This window comes from Rhodococcus sp. P4_C10 (assembly GCF_056402135.1).
This window is the reverse complement of the sequence record NZ_JBFUHZ010000027.1, coordinates 14,883-30,919: the sequence shown is the minus strand read 5'-3', so window position 1 is coordinate 30,919 and position 16,037 is coordinate 14,883. Positions and strand designations below refer to the sequence as shown.

Sequence of the window (16,037 nt, the reverse complement as noted above, 5' to 3'; positions counted from 1 at the left end):
AGGCGAGGCTAGAGATCGATCGAGTCAGATCCGCAGCAGACAACAGGTCCTCCAAAGCTCGCGAGCCAAATCTATTCGTTTACGTATCGACAGTTGCACGACGCACAATCACGCATCGCACGACAATGTGTCGCGAGCAGCCCATGCCGGCACCGCTCGCGACTGGATCAAAGATACGGGACCGTCCCGGACCGACCCGCCGGCAAATCGGATCAGCCGCCGGCGACCAGTCCGCTCGAGTCGGCCGACTGCGACGTGGCGCGGGCGCGGGCATGGGCATCCGCGACCAGCTTGTCGACCACGTCGGCGAATCCGTCGCCGGCCCCACTGCCGCCCGCGGCCAGCAGAATCGTAGGAACCAGGCTGGTCAGAGCCGTGGTGACGATCGCCTCGACCGCCATCCCGCGGTCAGCCAGCGAGGCCGTCAACAGCTTCAGCCGCTCGTCCATCTGACCGTAGGTGACCGTGATGCCGTCGTGCTCGAGCGCGATCGTGTCCGAGCTGGACTCGGCAACCGTGGCAACGAGTCGCGGCAGGTCGTCGACGGTCGGCGCGGCGGCGGAGCGCCCGACGACCTCAGGGGCGTTCCAGATGTCGATGTCGCCGACCACGGCGTCCGCGTCGGTCACGACGGTCCGCACGAGGTGCAGGAACCTGTCCGCGAACCCGATCACGGTCGCCTCGTCGAACAGGTCGGCCGCGTAGAAGAGCGAGGCAGACAGGCTCGACACCGCACCGGTCGCGTCCCGGTTCTCGACCAGGGTGAGCTTCAGGTCCGTCTTGGCCATCACGAGTCCACTGTCGAACTCGGTGGCGGTCAGTTCGGGCAGTTCCAGCGTCGGCCTGCCGAGGTTCTCGAAGGAGAGCATGACCTGGGCCAGCGGCGAGTACGACTGCGACCGCACCGGGTTCAGCCGCTCCACCACGCTGTCGAAGGGGACATCGGCGTGCGCGTACGCCTCCAGGTCCGTCTTCTTGGCCTGCTGGACGATCTCGGCGAAACCGCGCCCACCGTCCACAGCGGTGCGCAGCACCAGGGTGTTGACGAACATGCCGACCATCTCGTCGAGTTCGGCCTCACCACGACCGGCCACCGCGGTCGAGATCGCGATGTCCTCGTTGGCGGTCAGCCTGGACAGCAACGTGGCGAGCGCTGCGTGCATCACCATGAACAGCGTGGCACCGCCGCGGCGCGCAATCTCGTGCAGACCGGCCACCAGGTCGGCGTCGATCTCGAAATCGACCTTCCCGCCGCGCATCGACTGCCGGGCCGGACGCGGGCGGTCGGTGGGCAATTCGATCAGCCCGGGCATGCCCGCAAGGGTGCCCTCCCAGAAGTCGAGCTGACGCCACGCCAGCGACTCGGAATCGTCCTCGGCGCCGAGCACCTCACGCTGCCACAGCGCGTAGTCTGCGTACTGCACGACCAGCGGTGCCCACTCGGGGGCCGCGCCGGTGACCCGCCGGCCGTACGCCAGCATCACGTCGCGGGCCAACGGACCCATCGACGCACCGTCCGCACTGATGTGGTGGACGACGAGCGCCAGCACGTACTCCTGGTCGTCGGCCTGGAACAGCCGGGTGCGCAGCGGCGGCGTCGTGGTGACGTCGAAGCCCTGCGAGGCGAACTCCACCAGCGCGGCAGGGACCGCGTCCCCGTCGACCCGCACCGGGGACAGGTCGATCTGGACCGAGGAGACCGGCAGCACGACCTGTCGCGGCACCCCCTCGTCGTCCGGGTACACCGTCCGGACGGACTCGTGGCGGCCGAGCACGTCGGCCACCGCCAACTCGAGCGCGTCGAAGTCGAGGCGTCCGTAGAGCCGGACGGCGATCGCGATGTTGTAGGCGGGCGACGCGGGGTCGAGCCGGTTGATCAGCCACATACGCTGCTGCGCAAGCGAGAGCGGCACCTGCTCCGGGCGCTCCGCGGCGACCAGCGCGGGCCGCGGGGCGCGCCCCTCGGCGCTGACCGCGCGGGCGGCCAACTCGGCGACCGTCGACGCCTCGAACAAGTCCCGCACGCCGAGCGCAGAACCGACCGCCGAGTTGACCCGGGCGACCACCCGAGTCGCCGAGAGCGAGTTGCCACCCAATGTGAAGAACGACTCCGTTGCCGAGACCCGCTCGATCCCGAGCACGTCGGCGAAGACTCCGGCGACGGCCACCTCGACCGGCGAGCCGGGCTCGACGTACTCGCCCGAGTCCGCACCGAAGTCCGGGTCCGGCAATGCCTTTCGGTCGAGCTTGCCGTTGACCGTGAGCGGCAACGCATCGAGCAACACGATCGCCGACGGCACCATGTGGGCGGGCAGAGTCCGGCTGACGAGCTCCTTGAGCTCGGTGACCACCACCGACTGGCCGGCCACCGGCACGACGTACGACGCGAGCAGGACGTCGCCGGTCGGACCGGTACGGCCGACGGTCACCGCGAAGTCCACCGCATCGTGTGCGTCGAGAGCGGCGTCGATCTCGCCGAGCTCGATCCGGAATCCGCGGACCTTCACCTGGAAATCGCTGCGGCCCACGTACTCGACCTCGAGACCGGCGGGGGCCTCCACCCAGCGCACCACATCTCCGGTCCGGTACATCCGCGCGCCGGGTGCGCCGTACGGGTCGGCGACGAAACGTTCCGACGTGAGCGCTGGCCGACCGTGGTAGCCACGGGCCACCGCCGGACCGGACACGTACAGCTCACCGGCGACACCGACCGGCACCGGCCGCAGCCGAGAGTCCAGGATCACCGCGGCGACACCGCGGATCGGGCCGCCGATGGTCACTGCGCCGCCCGGCACCAGCGCGCTGCTGATGTTGGTCGCGACGGTGCCCTCGGAGGGACCGTAGGCGTTGAACATGGCCCTGCCGACGGCCCACCGCGAGACCAGTTCCGGTCCACAGGCGTCGCCACCGACGATCACGGCGGTGACTTCGTCCAGACCCGCCGGGTCCACCGTGGACAGTGCCGCGGGGGTCACGAACGCATGCGTCACCCGCTGCGACTCCAGCAGGACACGCAGTTCGTCGCCACCGTAGATCTCGGTCGGCGCGATCACCATGGTCGCGCCCGCACCGACAGCGAGCAGCAGTTCGAGCACCGATGCGTCAAAGCTCGGCGACGAGAAGTGCAGGGTACGAGACGAACTCGTCACCGAGTAGCGCTCGCGCTGCTCGATCGCGAAGTTCTCCAGGCCGGCGTGGGTCACCACGACGCCCTTCGGCAGACCTGTCGAGCCAGAGGTGTAGATGACGTACGCGGTGTGCTCGGGGCGCAGCGGCGCGAGCCGATCCGCGTCGACGATCGCGTCCGCGCGCAACTGCGCGCACCGCACCTCGAAGGCCGGGTCGTCGAGGACCACCCAGTCCACCGAGTCGGGCAGCGCTTCGCGATGTGCGGCGAGCGTCAGACCGAATCGGACCCCGGAGTCGGAGACCATGTGCTCGATGCGGTCGGCCGGGTACGCCGGGTCGATCGGCAGGAAGGCACCTCCGGCCTTGGTCACCGCCCACACGCCGAGCACCGACTCCACCGACCGCGGCAGTGCCAGCGCCACGAAGGCCTCCGGACCGACGCCCGCGGCGATCAGCGCCCGCGCCACCCGGTTCGACCGCTCGTCGAGTTCGGCGTAGCTCAGTTCCCGGGCACCGGCGACCAGCGCGGGTGCGGCCGGGTTCACGGCGACGGCTGCGGCCATCAACTCCGGCAGCGGGGTGCCCGCCGCGGCGGCCTCGCCGCGGACCGGGACCAGTCGCTCGTGCTCGGCGGCGTCGAGCAGGTCGATCGCGCCGACCGTCGCCTCGCTGTCGGAGGCGAAGGCCTCCAGCACCGTCAGCAGCCGGTGCGCGAAGCCCTCGACATCCTCGCGGGAGAACGCGGTCGACATGTACTTGAAGTTCAGTTCCAGTGTGGCGCCGAGGATTCCGACGACAGCCAGCGGGTAGTGCGAGCCGTCCTTCACGTCGACGTCGAGCAGTCGCAGGCCGGCGATGTCCGACTCGTCGGTGACGCCCTGTCGGTCCACCGGGTACGACTCGAGCACCAACAGGGTGTCGAACAGGTTGCCCTTGCCCTCGGCGGTGATGATCTCACTCAGGCCCACGTACTGGTGGCCGAGCAGCTGCGTCTGTTCCTGCTGTACCCGGGTCAGCAACTGCGCCACCGACTCGTCGGGGTCCACGCTCACCCGGACAGGCACGGTGTTGATGAACAGACCGACCATGGACTCGACGTCGGCCAGCTCCGCCGGCCGACCCGAGACGGTGGCGCCGAAGAGCACGTCCTCACGCGCGGTGAGCCGTGCGAGCACCAGACCCCACGCGGCCTGCAGCAGCGTGTTGGTGGTGACCTCGAGCCTCCGGGCGAGCTGCTTCAGCCGACCGTCGAGGTCGTCGTCGAGCACCACGGAGACGTCGTCAGCCGCGGCAACCGCCGGCTCCGCGCCGGTCCGGGCGGCCAACATGGTCGGCTCCTCCACGTCGGCGAGGAGGCGGTGCCACTGCGCGCGGCTGGCCTCGGCGTCCTGCGCCGCGAGCCACGCCAGGAAGTCCTTGTAGGTCCGCACCCGCGGCAGCATGTCCGACGAGCCGCCCGCGGCGTACAGGGTGAGCAGGTCACGCACGATCAGCGGCGTCGACCAGCCGTCGGCCAGGATGTGGTGGTTGGTGACCGTGAGGATCCACCGGTCCGCGTCCGTGCGGATCAGGTGGAACCGGGTCAGCGGAGCGGCAGTGAGGTCGAACCGGGAAGCCCGATCCGCCTGCATCAGCCGGGTCAGCTCGGCGGACCGGACGTCGACGTCGAGCACCGACAGGTCGGTCTGCGTCCACGGCAGCGTCACGTCGTCGAGCAGCACCTGCAGGACCTCGCCGCTGTCCTCCTCCTGCACGAAAACGGTGCGGAAGACCTCGTTCCGGGTGATCAGGGCCTGCCCCGCCGTGCGCATCCGGTCCGGATCGACCTCGCCGCCGAGTTCGAGCACGATCTGCGCGGTGTAGACGTCGACGTCCTCGGCAAGCAGCGAGTGGAAGTACATGCCGTGCTGCAGCGGCGCGGGCGGCCACACGTCGACCAGCGCCGGGTAGCGCTGCTCGAACCGCTCGATCTGCTTCTGCGACAGCGTCACCAGGTCCAGGTCCGACGGGGTGAGGCCGCCGGCCGACTCGTCGGAGGCATAGGCCGCGACGGCCTCGAGTGCCCGGACCCACCAGTGCGCGAGGTGCTCGGCCTCGTCCGCGGAGAGCAGCTCGGACGCGTAGGTGAACGACGCCGCGAGGTGCGCGCCCGCGCCCTCGCCTTCGATACCGGCGTTGATCTCGACAGTGGCCGAGAGTGCCGCGCCGGCGTCGTGTGCCGACAGGAAGCCGCCGATGCCGACGGAGTCGTCCGGCGTCCACGGCGCACCCGCAAGGTCCTCGCCCAACGCCGCCGACGTCCGCCCGAGGTAGTTGAACATGATCTGCGGCGACGCGAACTCGGCGAGCGTGCCGCCGGTGTCCTTGCGCAGGTGCCGCAGCAGCCCGAAGCCGAGGCCGCCGTCCGGCACCGCCAGCAACTGCTCCTTGACGGCCTTGACCACGGCGCCTGCCGCGGCCCCGCCGTCAAGGGCATCGTCGACATCGAGCCCACCGTGGTCCAACCGCACCGGGAAGATGTTGGTGAACCAGCCGACCGTCCGGGACAGGTCCGCCCCGACGATCACGTCGTCGTCGCGGCCGTGGCTCTCGAGCGCCACCAGGACCGAGGACTCGTCGACCCCACGGTCGCGACGCCAGCGGGTCACCGCGAGCAGCAGCGCCGCGAGCAAACCGTCGACCCGAGCGTCGGGTCCGGACCCTCGAGTGCGCGCTGCCAGTGGTCGAATTCGCTTGCCCGAGAATCGCTCAGGGCCTCGTCACGCAGCGCGTGTGCCCACCGCCGCACAGAGGTGCCGACCGGCTCGAGCCGCGCGGGCTGACCCACCGCGAGCCCGGTTGCCGCGATGGCCAGGTCCGGCAGCACGACCCGCCAGGACACACCGTCGATTGCGAGGTGGTGGATCACCAGAAGCAGCCGGGCGGCGCCCGACGGTGCGCGCAGCCACACGGCCGCGACCAGCAGGCCGGCGGCCAGGTCGAGGCGGTCGGCGGCCGCGTCGAGCTGCTCCGCCACTACCGACTCGAACTCTTCGGTGCCAGGTTCGGCGGTGACGTCCTGTCGGGAGATCACGTCGACGGCCCGCACCGAGCCGACCTCGCGAACCTCGAGGGCCCAGTCGCCGCCGTCGGTCCGGGAGAGCCGCGAGCGCAGTGCGTCGTGGTGGTCCAGGACCGACTGCAGCGCGCCGCCGAGGACGTCCTCGGTCAGGTCTGCTCCCAGGTTGAGCAGGATCCCCTGGGACCGGCGGGCAAAGGGGCCCTGGTCCAGCATCCAGCGTCCGACGGGCAGCAGCGGCACCTCTCCGACACCGCCACCGGGCAGCTCCTCGAGCACCGACGCGATCTCGTTGCTGAGGGCGCGCTGCGCGACGAGTTCGGCGAGCCGGGCGACAGTCTTGCAGTCGAACACGTCGCGGGTGGTGAAGGCGACGCCGGCCTCCTTCGACCGGGACACCAGCTGGATCGACATGATGCTGTCGCCGCCGAGCGCGAAGAAGCTGTCCTCGATGCTGACCTCGGCGAGCCCGAGCACGTCGCCGAACACCGTCGCGATGGTCTTCTCGAGCTCCGTGACCGGGGCGACGTACTCCACCGTCCGAGCCTTGAAGTCGGGTTCCGGCAACGACTTCCGGTCGATCTTGCCGTTCGCGTTGAGCGGCAGGTCGTCGAGCGTGACGACCGCCGACGGCACCATGTAGCTCGGCAGGTGCAGCCCGGCGTACTCGATGAGTGCGGGGACGTCCAGCTCGGCACCGGGTGCGGGGACCGCGTACGCGATCAGACGTTGACCGAGCTCGCCCTCGTGCACCAGCACCGCGACCCGGACCACGTCGGGGTGGCCGAGCAGCACGGCCTCGATCTCGCCGAGCTCGACACGGAGCCCGCGGATCTGGACCTGGAAGTCACTGCGGCCCTGGTACTCGAGCTCACCGTCGGCGTTCCACCACACCACGTCGCCGGTGCGGTACATGCGCCCGCCGTCGGCGGCGAACGGGTCGGCCACGAACATCGACGAGGTCAGGGCGAACCGGCTGCCGTAGCCGCGCGCCACGCCCTCGCCGCCGACGTACAGTTCGCCGGTGACGCCGGGCGCCACCAGCCGCAGCTGCGAGTCCAGGACGTACACGCCGAGGTTGCCGATCGGCCCGCCGATCGGGATCCGGCCCTCCCGGTACGCGGTGTCGACGGCGGCGATCCGATGCGAGGTGACCATGTCGGTCGCCTCGGTGGGACCGTAGTTGTTGTACAGCCGTACCCCGCCGGCCTCGAGCTGGTGCAGGCGGTGCGGACGCACTGCCTCGCCGCCGAGCAACACCGCGCGCAGGCGCGGCAGCGCGGCCCGGGTGTCGTGGTCGAGCAGCACGTTGAACGCGCTCGGGGACATGTTCGCGATGGCGACGTCGCCGCGCTCGACGATCCCCAGGATCTCCACGGGATCGAAGCCCTCGTCGGGCAGGTGCAGCACCGCCCCCTCGGTCAGCGCGACCCACACGTTCTTCTGCGTCTGGTCGAACACCGGGGCGTTGCCCACCAGAACGCCGTCGCCCTCGGTCAGACCGAGTTCGCCGCGGTACCACTCGACGATGTTCGCGAATCCGCGCATCGGGACCAGGGTCGGCTTGGGGCGCCCGGTCGAGCCGGAGGTCGAGATGACGTACGCGAGCCGGGCGTCGGCCTCGCTTCCCCAGGAGTTCGGTACGGGCAAGTCGTCGAGGTCCGCGATGCGGGCCTGCGCGATCGGGTCGTCGAGCAGGATCATCGGGCCGTCGTAGCCGGCGGCGCCGGCCCAGGCGCTGGTCGCGACGAGACATCGCACGTCGCAGTCCTCGAGGAGTGCCTGCGCCCGCTCGACGGGAGCAACGACGTCGACGGGCGCGTACGCGGCGCCGACCTTCCACACCGCCAGCATGCTGACGAGCCAGTCGATCGACCGAGGCACGATCAGCGCGACGACGTCGTCGACACCCACACCACGACCGGCCAGTTCACGGGCCAGCCGGTTCGCACGACGGTCGAGTTCGCCACGGGTGACGGTCAGCTCGCCCGCCACCGCGGCCACCGCGGCCGGGTCCGCCGCGACCGAGCGGTCCCAACGGTCGGTGATGTCGACGCCGAAGGACACCGGAGCCCCGGTGCCGGCAGCCAGCAGCTGCTGAGCCTCGCCTGCCTCGAGCAGGTCGAGCCGGTTGACCGCACTGCCGCGGTCGGCCGAGAGAAAGGTCCGCAGGTAGTTCAGGAACCGGTGGTGGTAGCCACCGAGCTCGCCCTCGGAGTACAGGTTCGGGTTGCCCTCGAAGTCGATCTGGACACTCTTGCCCGCGACACTCGGGTAGAGGTTGACCGCGAGATCCTCGACCGGGCCCGTGCTGAGCACCTTGAACCGGCCGGTGAAGTCGCCGAACCGGAGCTCACGGTGAAACATCATGATGTTGATCGACGGGCCGAAGAAACCCCGCTCGCCGGTGACGGCACCTGCATCGCGACGCATGTCCTCGTGCCGGTACATCTGCCGACGCAGTGCCCCGGTCAGCTCGAGGTTCGCCGCGGCGATCAATTCGTCCACGGTGGTGTCCGAGTCGATCCGCAGCCGCAGCGGGACGACGTTGGAGACCATGCCTCCGGAACGGCGCAGCACCGCGGTGGCACGCGCGGAGACCGGCAGGCTGAGCACCACGTCATTGCTACCGGTCATGCCGGCCAGGTAGGCGGCGAAGGCCGCCACGATGGCGGGGGTCTCGCCGGCGACACTGCTGTCCGCGGTGGCCGCGAGCAGCTCCGAGGTTGCGTCCGGAACCAGCTCGCCCGCAACCGTGGCATGCGAGTCCACCGGCGCGGTGCGGCCACTCAGGCTCAACGGGGCGGGTAGGTCCGCAACCCGCCCGGACCAGTACTCCCGGTCTCGCTGGAATCGGGGCGAACTGCGGTACGCCAGTTCGTTGTTGTAGATCTTGACGAGCTCTTCGGCGTGGCCGGCCTCGATGTCGCGGCCCTGCACGACGGCCGTGTACAGCTCGGCGGCACGGTTGAGGATCGCCATTGCGCCGAAGCCGTCGAGCGCGATGTGGTGGATCCGGCAGTACCAGTAGCTGTGGGTCTCGCTGAGCTTGAGCACGGTGGAGACGATCAGCCGGTCCTCGAACAGGTCGAGGGGCGACCCGTAGTCCTGGCGCATCCAGGCCTGCGCCGCGGCGACCGGGTCGTCCCGGTCGGAGAAGTCGAGGAACCGGACGTGGTCGTCGATCGAGCGGTCGACGACCTGCTCGGGGATCCCGTCCGCGGGGACCAGGCGGAGGTATGCGGAACCGAATTCCTTGCCGGCGATCCGGTTCGTCATGGTCAGGATGTCGACGTCGAGGAGTCCGTCGACCTCGATGTACTGGGCGATGGTGAGCGGGACATCCCCGGCGGCCTGCTGAGCGAACCACATACCCCGCTGAGCGGACGACAGTGGAAACTGCCCGGAGGTGTGCGCTGCCGGTGCCTGCGACGCCTCCTCCGGGGCTCCACCAGATCCGACTGCACCCAGGGTGTCCAAGGTTTCGCTCCCCCATCTCGACGAAGTTCCGTCGCTGTGTCTCGTCGTGGTCTCGCTCATGGCACGACAGTTCCCTGCCGATCCACAGTTGTCATCGCTCCGGCATCACCCTTTGTTAGCTCACGCCTCCTCAGGAAACCACCACGACCACGTCAGCAGCCTCACGTTGCCGACATTATGTCGGCAATCACAGACGAACGCCGGTCGATCGGCCACCCACTCGTGGCGAGCGGCCATCGTCCGGCGTGCGAGACAACCGCCCGGAATCATGTCACATGCAAACGGGACGACAGCACACCACACCGCGGCGGAGCACCCGTAGTTGTTATCAGTTCCCCCGCCGCACGACAAATTCTGTGCGCAGCGTCTCCCCCACTCTCCCACAGGGTTACTCGACGGTAAGTTGACGTTCGGTTCCGGATGATCGGGACCCGCGCCGAGGCGCCGATCGACGTGGTCACGGGCAACTCGCACCGCCGCTACACCAACTTCGCCCCGGCGCGCATTCGCCGGCGGACATCCCGCAACAACACATGGTTGGCACCGTGCCTGACGAACCGCGGCAGGAACCTGTTGACGAACGAGACGAACACGAACAGGTTCTCGAACCGTCGGCGATCGGTCTCGGTCCACTCGATGTCGAGCAGGTCCCGGAACAGGGGCGGCAGGAATCCTGCGGTCAGGAACCGAAGCAGGTTCCCGAAGACGGCCCGCAGCGGCCAGGCGATCATCCTCAGGTTCACCAGGTCGTCCAGGTACCGACGGGTCCGCTCGTCGATGGTCACCTGCTCGCAGGCCAGGTTCCAGTACCGGTCGAAGTCGGCGCGGGTGGGCGGCCACATGTCCTCGGTGACCTGCAGGGTGGTGCCGAGCGTGGACGACGACTGGTAGAACGCCTCGGCCTGCTCCTCGGTCAGCTTGCCGTGCAGCAGCTGGTGACTGTCCTCGAACCCGACGTAGAGGCACGCCGCCACGTACATCTGCAGGTCACGGTCGAAGGCGTTGTACTCGACGGGGCTGTTCTCGTCCGAGCGCACGTGCCGGTGCACGCCGTTGACCGCCTGCCGGTAGGCGAGGCGTTCCTCCTCGCTTCCCAGGATGGCGACCGCGAGGTACTGGAAGGTGGTGCGGGCGCGTTTCCAGGGATGCCGGACCAGGCTGCCGGACTCGACCCTGCTCTCCATCACGCCGTACGCGACCCCGGGCCACCCCAACTGCATGATGACGTTGGCGGCGCCGCCCGCGAACGCCCAGAAGTCGAGGGCGTCGGTGATCAGCACCTCCCGGCGGTTCCGGCGCCGCACCTGCGAGCCGATCGCGATCCGGGTGTACGCGGTGGTGAGCGTCGGCTCGGTGTCCATGGTTGCTGTCCTTACGTTCGTATCGACTGTCTGGTGTCGACTACTTGGTGTCGACGTTGTCGACCACCCACCGGTCGCCGTCGCGTACGAGGCTGACCACCATTCGGTACTTCTGGGAGTTGCCCTCCGGCGAGAGGACGTTCTTCGCCTGCTGGTCCACGAACACCAGCACCACCGCCGACGAGTCGTCGAGGCTCTCGATGCCGACGTGGTCCGCGGTCGCGGTCGCCTGCCCCTTGCCCTCGGTGACGATCTGGCGCAGCGCGTCGACCATCTCGTTGTACTTGCCCGCGAAGGCCGGGGTGGACATGCCGACCACCCTGTCCCGGTTGGCGTCCAGGCTCTGGAAGTCGAACGAGGACAACGCCACCGAGTAGTCACGGGCGATGTCGACCGCCTCGCCGCGCAAGGCGTCGGTGTGGCGGGCCGCCAGCGCCTGAATCACCAACGCGACCGAGACGGCGACCAGCGCGCACACCAGCAGCAGGGCCACCAGCATTCGGGGCCGCCGCATCGCCGCCGCCCTGGGCCCCGCGACGCCGGCCTCGTCGGGGGTGGTCGCCATCGGGTCGTCGTCGGCCGGGATCGCCTCCATCACGCTGGTCGTGGCGGGGTCGGTGTGCTCACTTGCCATTTCCGAGATCCTCCAAGAGCTGTTTCCAGTAATTCAGTGCCTCGACCCCGGTCGGGACGAGAATCGGGTCGTCGACCACCGGCGGACCGATCTCGGTGCCCGGCGTGGTCGCATTCTGCAGGCCGAGACCGTTGGGGCGGGGCGCATTTCGGGCGCCGCGGGTCGACAGGTTCTCACCTGGCGGGCAGTAGTAGGTGAGGTTCGGTTCCACGGGCGTCATGTCGCCGAGCGCCCGGCGCGTCGTGTCGTAGTTGCACACCGGGCCCTGGGTGGCGACGAGGGAGAAGTCCGCACGGTTGCCCTTGACGATCGACTCGAGCTTGCCGAGGCCGTCGGGCAACGCGACGAGGCCGGCGGCCAGGGAGTCACTGCGGTCGGAGATCACCGGGGCCACCGTGACCAGATTCGCCAGCACCGACCCGAAGGTGTCGTGGTAGCGGTCGAAGAGTTGCCGCGCGTTGCGCAGCGCCGGTGGCGCGGTGTCGGTGAGGTACACCAGCACCGGCGCGTTGGAGTCGAGTTGCTCGGTGAAGTTCCGGGCCGCACCCATGCCGCGCACCAACGAGTCCGACTGTCCGGCCATCGAATCCACCAGGTCCGCGGTCCGTTCGACCAGCGACCGCAGCATCGGGGCCTGGTCGTCGAGCTGCGCGGACAGTGCGTCGCCGTTGGCGATCAAGCTCGCCATGCTGGGCCCGAGTCCGTCGAACGACGCCCCGAGTTCGGTCCCGATGTCGCTGATCGCCTGCGGGTCGATGCCCTCGAGCAGTCGGTTCGCCTGCAGCATCAGCTCACCCATCTGCACCGGCTGCCGGTCCTGCGGCACCGCGAGTTCGTCACCGGTGGCGAGGAAGGGCCCGTCACCGGTGTTGGGGAAGATGTCCACGTTCTGAATGCCGGCGGCGGTCCCCATCCCGATCTTCGCGATGCTGTCGCGCGGGATCTCGGTGCCCGGGTCCAGGTCGAACTCGACTCGGGCCCCGCGGCTCTCCGGGTCCAGCGAGACGCCCGCCACCCGGCCGACCATGACGCCGCGATAGGTGACGCTGGTGCCGGCCGTCACGCCGAGGGCGTCCGCCATCCGGGCGTGCACCCGGATCGGGGTGCCGAATGCCTGCGGACCGAGCACGTAGTTGATGCCGAACGGGATCACGATCGCCGAGGTGATCGCGAACAGGATCAACTGGACCAGCGTCAGGCGCCTCATCGCGGGCCTCCGGAGAGCAGGGCCTGCAGGGTGCCCGGAGGCTGCGTGGCCGGGCCCGCCGGCAGCGCTCCCCCGGTCAGGAGCGTGTCGATCACGCCGGGGACGTCGAGCGCGCCGTTGAACACCAGGTAGTCGCCCTTCACCGCGCGGCCGAAGTTGCCCAGGAAGGTGTTCATGTTGGTCAGCGTCGAGCCGATCTCGGAGTTGAACGAGGCGAGCGAGCCGAGGACGGTGGACGCGTCCTGCAGGAGCCCGTCCAGGCCCTGCGGCGAGTCCGCCAGGATCGCGTTGGCACTGGCCGACAGCTTTGCGCTCGAGTCGAGCAGCGCGGCGATCGTGTCCCGCTGCTCGCCGAGCACCCGTACTGCCCCCGGCAGCGCGTCGAGGTAACCGTCGATGACGCCCTGCTGCGCGGCCAGCTGCCCTGACACCCGCGCCGCGAGGTCGAGTGCGTCCTCGAAGTCCTGCTGGTTCGCCGTGGCCGTCCCGAGCAGGGCGCTCATCGTGGCCGTCAGCCCGCGCACCTCACCGGAGCGGCCGCCGAACGCCTTGTCGAGTTCGACCACGACGGTCCGCATCTGGCTGATCCCGCTGCCGTTCAGGACGGTGCCCATCGTCGCCAGCGCGCTCTCGATCTGGGGCCCGATCTCGGCGTGGGACACGGAGATCACGTCCCCGTCCCGCAGGGTCCGCGAGGACGGCCGGTCGGGGACGACGAGCCGGACGAAGGGGCTGCCCAGCGCGGACGGCAGCTCCACCGACGCGTCGACGTTGTCGGGCAGCTCGGCGGCGGCCGCCAGGCTCAGGCGGACGTTCGCGCCGACGGTGTCGGTCGCCAGGTTGGCCACCCGGCCGATCACCTGCTGGCCGTTGCGCACGTCCGCGCCCCGCCACCGGGCCCGGGGGGCGGCCAGGCGCCGCCACCGGTGGCCACGGGCGGGCGCGGGCGATTGCCGACTCATCGGTTCCCCTCAGTCGGGAGGGCGCCGCCGGTGATCGCCGAGACGATGCCGAGCGGGTCGGATGCGCTGACCGGGAACGAGATCGGGTTGGTCAGCCCGGCGCCGGTGCACAACGGCATCGGGTACCGCCTGCACAGCGGCTCGGCGACCGCGAACTGGGTCAACGCGGTGGAGACGTTGAGCCGGATCCGGCCCCGGTCGTCGTCGCCGACGGACCGGGACAGGTTCTGCATCAGCAGCGGGACGACGTCCATGAACTCCGCGAGGCCCGACTGGTTGGCCGCCAGCACGTCGCCGAGCGCCGCGGCGTTGCCTGCGATCGCCCCGACGTCGTCGCCGTGGCCGGCCACGAACGTGTTCATCTGGTCCAGGACGACGCGCAGGTCCCGCAGCGGGGCGCCGATGTCGATCTGCTGGGCCGACCACTCGTCACCGAGCTCGCCGAGGCCCCTGACGAGGCTGTCCAGGCTCACCTGACGGGCGTCGAGCGCGGTCATCAGAGTGTTCAGGTTCTCGACGAGGGCACCGATGTCCTCGGCGCGCGCGCCGACCACACCCGTTGCGGTACTGAGGTTCGTGATCGCCGTGTTGAACTGCTCGCCCCGGCCCCTCCAGCCGTTCGCCGCGTCGGTGACCAGGTCCCCTGTCTGCCCGTCCTTGCCACCGAGCGCGTCGGTGAGGGTGCTGATGCTGCCCATCAGCCCGTCGAAGTCGATCGGTGCGTGGGTGCGCTCGACCGGGATCTGCGCGCCGTCCTCGAGCAGCGGGCCACCCCGGTAGGTGGGGCCGAGTTCGACGTGCCGATCGCTGATGACTGACGGGTTGAGCACGTACGCATTGGCGTCGGCGGGCAGTTGGACGTCGTCGGGCATGGACAGCGTCACACGCACCGTGGTGCCGCGGGGCGCCACCTCGGTCACCGTCCCGACCGGGACCCCGAGGACGGTGACCGTGCTGCCGGCGAAGATCCCGTTGACGTAACCGAAATCCGCGGTGACGGTCTTCTCATTGTCTGTACGGCCGAAGACGAACCAGCCGGCGGCCGCCACGGCCGCGACGAGCAGGAGCGAGGTCGCGACCTTCGGCCACCGCCGGCCGCCGGACCCGGTCTGGGTGGAGTCGGTCTGGGCAGCCGTGTTCATTTGCACCCCTGCATCACTCCGATGGCGCACAGCATGTTGTCCGGGATGACCGCAGACGGCGCGGTGACGTCGGTCCACGGCCCGTTGCCGGTCGCGTCCGTAGCCGAGCGCAACGCCGGCGGCAGCCGCTTCATGATCTGGTCGATGTTGCCGGCGTTGGCCTTCAGCGTGCCGGTGACCTCGGTCAGGTTCACCACCAGCTGGTCGAACTCGGTGTCGTGCTCGGCGAAGGAGGTCGACGCGGTGGCGAGGATGTAGCTGAGGTTGTCCACCAGCTCCGTCAGGGCCTGCTTGCGCACGGCCAGGATCTCGACCAGAGTCTGCGCGTTCGACAGTGTCGTTGTCAGCGAGTCACCTTGGCGGACAACGAGGTCCGAGATCGACCGCGACACGGTGAGCAGATGGTCCACCTGCTCGCCGTTGCGAGCGAAGGCGGCGGACGCCCCGCTCAGGCCCGCCAGCGTCTCGCCGAGTTGGTCCGAGTCACGCGGGATCACCTGCTGCAGTGACGACAACATCGCCCTCATCGCCTCGGCGTCGACACCCTGGGCCGCCGCGGTCACGTCGCGGCCGACGTCGTCCAGGCTGTAGGGCACGGTGGTCCGGGCGAGCGGGACGAGATTCGCGCCGTCGTCGACGCCGCCGGGGACCACCTCCAGGTAGCGCTTGCCGAGCACCGTCTTCAGTCGGACGGTGGCGGTGGTCTGGTTGCCGAGCGGCTGCCGGTTGTCGAGCCGGAAGTCGACGCGCACGCGGTCGTCGGCCAGCACGACGGCTTCGACGCGGCCGGCGGGCACCCCCGCGACGTACACCGGGTCACCGCCGGAAAGGCCACTCGCATTGTCGAGTTCGGCCACGTAGGGGCTGGTTCGCATCTGGTACCAGACCTTCGGGACCCCGATGGCCACCGCGAGGCCGGTGACCAGCAGCACTATGCCCAGCGTGCCCAGTGCCAGCGGCGTACCGCTGTTGGCGCGTCGCTCGCCCCGGAACAGGAACAGGTAGATCCCGACGCCGATGTCGATCAGCTTGACCAGGAACATCTCAGCCCCTCACCCCCGCGA

Annotated in this window: 8 protein-coding genes; all 8 read right to left on the bottom strand. The window is 69.7% G+C overall.

Features of this window, described 5'->3' with window-relative positions; translation table 11 throughout:
* Positions 1-212: 212 nt before the first annotated feature.
* A complete protein-coding gene (locus AC1DWC_RS17890; RefSeq protein ID WP_477910171.1) occupies positions 213-5,801 on the bottom strand; it encodes an amino acid adenylation domain-containing protein in 5,589 nt (1,862 codons plus the stop codon).
* Positions 5,774-9,727, bottom strand: coding sequence for an amino acid adenylation domain-containing protein (locus AC1DWC_RS17885; protein WP_477910169.1), 3,954 nt, complete (start codon positions 9,725-9,727; stop codon positions 5,774-5,776). Before AC1DWC_RS17885 ends, AC1DWC_RS17890 begins: the two co-directional genes overlap by 28 nt.
* A 419-nt stretch (positions 9,728-10,146) precedes the next feature.
* The gene (locus AC1DWC_RS17880; RefSeq protein ID WP_477910167.1) at positions 10,147-11,028 is read right to left on the bottom strand and encodes an oxygenase MpaB family protein; all 882 of its coding nucleotides are present in this window, start codon (positions 11,026-11,028) and stop codon (positions 10,147-10,149) included.
* A gap of 40 nt (positions 11,029-11,068) precedes the next feature.
* On the bottom strand, positions 11,069-11,662 hold the full coding sequence (locus AC1DWC_RS17875) for a mce associated protein mas1a (protein ID WP_477910165.1): 594 nt from the start codon (positions 11,660-11,662) through the stop codon (positions 11,069-11,071).
* Positions 11,652-12,869 (bottom strand): MlaD family protein, encoded by a 1,218-nt coding sequence (locus AC1DWC_RS17870; RefSeq protein WP_477910163.1) that lies wholly within the window; start codon positions 12,867-12,869, stop codon positions 11,652-11,654. Before AC1DWC_RS17870 ends, AC1DWC_RS17875 begins: the two co-directional genes overlap by 11 nt.
* Positions 12,866-13,831 (bottom strand): MCE family protein, encoded by a 966-nt coding sequence (locus AC1DWC_RS17865; RefSeq protein WP_477910161.1) that lies wholly within the window; start codon positions 13,829-13,831, stop codon positions 12,866-12,868. The genes AC1DWC_RS17870 and AC1DWC_RS17865 overlap by 4 nt, the downstream gene beginning before the upstream one ends.
* On the bottom strand, positions 13,828-14,973 hold the full coding sequence (locus AC1DWC_RS17860; RefSeq protein ID WP_477910159.1) for an MCE family protein: 1,146 nt from the start codon (positions 14,971-14,973) through the stop codon (positions 13,828-13,830). Before AC1DWC_RS17860 ends, AC1DWC_RS17865 begins: the two co-directional genes overlap by 4 nt.
* Entirely contained in the window at positions 14,970-16,016 is a 1,047-nt protein-coding gene (locus AC1DWC_RS17855) for an MCE family protein (RefSeq protein WP_477910157.1), read from the bottom strand. The genes AC1DWC_RS17860 and AC1DWC_RS17855 overlap by 4 nt, the downstream gene beginning before the upstream one ends.
* Positions 16,017-16,037: the final 21 nt, after the last annotated feature.